We start from the raw sequence: 4,006 nt of genomic DNA on the forward strand, positions 1-4,006 counted from the left end.
CTGCGACCTGGTGGTCTCGGCCATCGGCCTGCGCCCGCGTGTCGATCTGGCCGCGGCTGCCGGCCTGCAGATCAACCGTGGGATTATGGTCGACCGCCACCTCAAGACTTCCCACGCCAACATCTATGCCCTGGGCGACTGCGCCGAGGTCGATGGCCTGAACCTGCTGTATGTCATGCCGCTGATGAGCTGCGCCCGCGCCCTGGCCCAGACCCTGGCGGGCAACGCCACGGCTGTCAGCTACGGGCCGATGCCGGTCACCGTGAAAACCCCGGTTTGCCCGCTGGTCGTTTCGCCACCGCCACGCGGCACCGAAGGCGTGTGGAGCGTCGAAGGGCAGGGCGCCGACATCAAGGCCCTGTGCCGCGACACCAGCGGCCGCCTACTGGGTTACGCGCTGACCGGCAGCGCCGTGATGGAAAAACTGGCGTTGAACAAAGAACTTCCGCCTTTGCTGGCATAAATACCGGTCGTTCTGTCGGAATAACCCTGTTTTTCACCCTAGAAAGGTCGCCGCGAGACTGGCGCGGCGTCCGAGGGCATGCCATCCTCACTCCCGTCTGCCGCAGAGTAGAGCCTGCGGCGCCTTGGGCGCTGCTCCACTAGAGAGCAGCACGGACATAACAACAAAAAACCGTCAAAGAGGCTTCACTTATGCGTAAACCAGAACTCGCAGCCGCCATCGCTGAAAAAGCGGACCTCACCAAAGAACAGGCCAATCGCGTCCTCAACGCCGTTCTCGAAGAAATCACCGGCGCCCTGCACCGCAAGGACAGCGTCACCCTGGTTGGCTTCGGCACCTTCCTGCAACGCCACCGCGGCGCCCGCACCGGCAAAAACCCACAAACCGGTGAGCCGGTGAAAATCAAGGCCAGTAATACCGTTGCGTTCAAGCCGGGCAAGTCGCTCAAAGACAGCGTCAACCCGTAATAGCGGTATCGTCTCGAAGGGGGCGGGGTGGTAGAAAAAGTGGGCACGCCGACTGGGTTGGGTGCCCATTTTTTGTGGGCGAGAAACAGCGACTTACCAATCAAACTTATCTCCCCCTAATCGCTCCGCCACCTCAGCCAACCGTGCCAGGTAACTCCGATCCATTGACGTCGGGTAATGGGCCGCAAACGGCTGACCACTCGAAGAGTGTATATGGTTAGAGTGCGGGTAACGGAGACGGCGTTGAATATCCCACGGCAAGTAATGAGAAGGTGGGTGGTTTGGGCGCGAGTGGCGCTAAGGCCTCTGGCCCCCTCAAGTGGAAACCGAAGCTACAGTCTTGAAAAAACATGGATGGCATAGAAACCCAGATGCAAGACCTGGGTAAACGATACGGAGTTATTTACACACCGCATGAAGCGCCTAAATCGTCAGACGCGCCGACTGACAAGTCTCGAATAGATACTATTGAACAGCGCTACACGCACATGAACAGAATGCTCAAGAGACTGGTAAAGAACGCAGAGGCTGATGCAGAGGATAGTTGATAAACGTTCGATTCAAGATTGGAGAGTGGCGGATTTTTTAGGCAAGTCCGCCCTGTCCGTCAAAGTACAATAGCGGTGCGGTCTCGAAGGGCGGCGGGGCGCCCGGCAAGGGATTTACATGACGAACCTGTATCACTCCAAGGTAATCATGGCCACCGGTAACGAGCGTGGGGTCAATTCATTATGGCGTCCCGGCGGACGGACATACCCTGATGTAGTGAGACTTCAATGAGTGCCAATCTAGACAATGTACTGCTTCTGGCCCTGGCGAATGACGAATTGGACAAATTCCTCGTGGGGGAGCCGTTCTACTTCCAGGAAGCCAAAAGCGATAACGATGAGCCGCAGAATATCGTCGCAGCGTTCGATCTGCTGCTGCTGCGTTACTGGCAGGAGACCCACGACCCCTTGTTTTCCGCGCGCTTTGTGACGGCCTTGCTGAAAATTCTGGCGACTTACCCTGATCGTAATCGGGCGATCTATGCGGTGGCGGTTTGGGTCTGGTACTACCGTTTTTGTCTGAGCAAAAAGCACGCACAACCACAAGGTCTTTATGCCGGGTTGTTCGAAGTCGACATGAGTGCCGTTGCACTAGCGCTTCAGGGGCAACTTGAAGCCAACAAGGCAGCCCTTGTCGTTGATACACGTTGGGCGGGCGCTGCCTGGAACAGTCAGCACGGTCTATGGGATCCGTTGATGCGTACCGCTCTGGTTGTAAGGGACAAACTCGGCGGGCCGGACTTTGTGCCCTTTAATATCTGAAGCACTTTCGGCAGGTAAGGAGTGGTGCCCTGCCGAGGTCTTTGAATACCTGCGGGACGATCTTGGCTTGCAGAGAGACCGATCCCTGAGAGCCGCTTGGGTGCGGTGCAGCCGGTCCAATATCTACTACGGACGCCTGACTCGTCGGCGAGAGGGAGCTTAAGAAATGACCATTCAGTTCCGGGACATTATTGTAAGACCCGAGCATATGTTCACTTTAGGCGTTGAACAAATTTCAGGCCGATTCTATGTATCGATTCCGGTCAGCAATGGCATGGTCGACTACGAGGAATATTATGAAATCGATCGGGTGACTTTTGACCTTTTCAGTCATGATCCAGATGCTGCGCTACCATTTGTGAGCCGTTGCCGTCGGCGTGAACTGGATGGGCTTTTGATTATCCCTCCGGGTACGAATCGTGGCGCGGCGATCTGACGTTTTGATCACGACATTGACGACCACTCCTGATTTTTTGTTCATCATGAGACGCCTTGGAAGATTGTCATGAATTCGCTGAAACTACGGGTCTCCGATATCTGATCAGGCGACGTGTGCCTCATAAATATACTACGACGCTATCAGAGGCAATAGTGACAATTAATTTCGAAATACTTTTGATCAGAGATGTTTTTATCGATTACGACTTTGAAGAAGTTACGTATCGCTGGGATCACCTTGGAAAGAAAATATACGTCAAATTTTACGGCGCGCAGGAGCGTGCTAAACCCGTTGCTCCCGACCACCGCTTATATAGAGAGGCGTTGTGCTCAGGCCGAGAAATTACCCGCGAGCAATATGAACAAGGATTGCCACGCCGGTGAGCGTTCTCGATTCAGCCATTGCTTTAGCTAACGTCATACCGAGTAGATGGGCTGAGGCATGGAGGTATCTACGAAACCCGAGGCGATTCAGGTGTTGAAGTGCAGCCCCGTCTCCCGATCCAGATACTGCCCCTGAAATCGCAGGTTCTGCTCTTCAATAAAATACGCTTCGCGCGCCTCCTCCAGCGTGTTGCCCCACACCCGATAAGTCGCTCGCCAGACGTTGTGCCCATCAGCTTCGGTCAGTTGCTCCGGCAAGCCGTTGAGGTCGTTGTGGTAGTAGCGGATTTTTTGCAGCGGGCCGATGCCGTCGACTCGCGCCAAGGGTTCGTAGCCTTCGTCTTCGTAGACGTACAGGCTGGTTTGACTGTGTTTATGCTCTTGCAACACCGCAGGCCATCCCACATGAACAGGGTCTCGCCCAGCGGATAACCATCGCGGTCATGCTCGGTTTTTTTAATGCGCCGGCCCAGTGGGTCATAGGTCATCCTGACCACGCTGCCGTTTTCATTGCGTACTTCAATCAGTCGGCTTTCGGCGTCGTAGGCAAAGCGCTGTACGCCGCGTTTGGCGCTGCGCTTTTCGATCATTCGGCCGAAGCCGTCGTAGCGGTAACGCTTGTCCTGGTAGGTCAGCAGTTTGTTATGCACCACCAGCCCGGCACCGGGTTGGGGGCCGTCGAGCAAGTTGGCGGCGACATCGTAGGCGAAGGTTTCGCGCTGGCCTTGTATGTTGTTCTGGGTGGCGATGATGCGGCCGGTGGCGTCGTAGTGCAGCAGTTCGCGGTGTTCGTCTTCCCGGCGGCCGATCAGGTTGTCGGCGGGGTCGTACTCGAAGTGCTTTTGCGCCAGGCACTCGCCGGGGCGCACATCCAGGCTCAGGTTGTGCACCACGGTCTGGCCGCTGAAGGCGACGCAGAGGTCGCGGATCTCGATCAGGTTGTC

At 56.1% G+C, this 4,006-nt stretch carries 5 protein-coding genes and 1 pseudogene; 5 read left to right on the plus strand and 1 reads right to left on the minus strand.

Annotated features, from left to right (window positions below; translation table 11 throughout):
- The 5 genes from L9Z73_RS26680 to L9Z73_RS26700 all read left to right on the plus strand — a co-directional run.
- Nucleotides 1-463 (plus strand): FAD-dependent oxidoreductase (locus tag L9Z73_RS26680; protein ID WP_247407552.1); only part of this gene is annotated, 463 nt, incomplete at its 5' end.
- A gap of 191 nt (nt 464-654) precedes the next feature.
- Entirely contained in the window at nt 655-930 is a 276-nt protein-coding gene (locus L9Z73_RS26685) for an HU family DNA-binding protein (protein WP_003213368.1), read from the plus strand.
- A gap of 776 nt (nt 931-1,706) precedes the next feature.
- Nucleotides 1,707-2,240 carry a hypothetical protein gene (locus L9Z73_RS26690; RefSeq protein WP_247407554.1) on the plus strand — a complete coding sequence of 178 codons (534 nt, stop codon included), beginning with the start codon at nt 1,707-1,709 and terminating at the stop codon, nt 2,238-2,240.
- 208 nt (nt 2,241-2,448) lie between these two features.
- Nucleotides 2,449-2,676: a hypothetical protein gene (locus L9Z73_RS26695; RefSeq protein ID WP_373423789.1), complete on the plus strand. Its 228-nt coding sequence runs from the start codon at nt 2,449-2,451 to the stop codon at nt 2,674-2,676.
- Nucleotides 2,677-2,831: 155 nt separating this feature from the next.
- Nucleotides 2,832-3,062 carry a hypothetical protein gene (locus L9Z73_RS26700; RefSeq protein ID WP_247407556.1) on the plus strand — a complete coding sequence of 77 codons (231 nt, stop codon included), beginning with the start codon at nt 2,832-2,834 and terminating at the stop codon, nt 3,060-3,062.
- Nucleotides 3,063-3,152: 90 nt separating this feature from the next.
- Here L9Z73_RS26700 and L9Z73_RS26705 read toward each other — a convergent pair.
- Nucleotides 3,153-3,907, minus strand: a pseudogene (locus L9Z73_RS26705) (RHS repeat domain-containing protein); the annotation flags it as partial.
- Nucleotides 3,908-4,006 lie beyond the last annotated feature (99 nt).

The sequence above is a fragment of the Pseudomonas emilianonis genome (assembly GCF_023072625.1).
GTDB classification, from domain to species: Bacteria; Pseudomonadota; Gammaproteobacteria; order Pseudomonadales; family Pseudomonadaceae; genus Aquipseudomonas; species Aquipseudomonas paraveronii.

What these genes read in the sequence shown, in the direction of transcription:
- L9Z73_RS26685 (WP_003213368.1), top strand. Translation starts at nt 655, where the DNA reads ATGCGTAAACCAGAACTCGCAGCCGCCATCGCTGAAAAAGCGGACCTC.
- L9Z73_RS26690 (WP_247407554.1), top strand. Translation starts at nt 1,707, where the DNA reads ATGAGTGCCAATCTAGACAATGTACTGCTTCTGGCCCTGGCGAATGAC.
- L9Z73_RS26695 (WP_373423789.1), top strand. Translation starts at nt 2,449, where the DNA reads ATGTTCACTTTAGGCGTTGAACAAATTTCAGGCCGATTCTATGTATCG.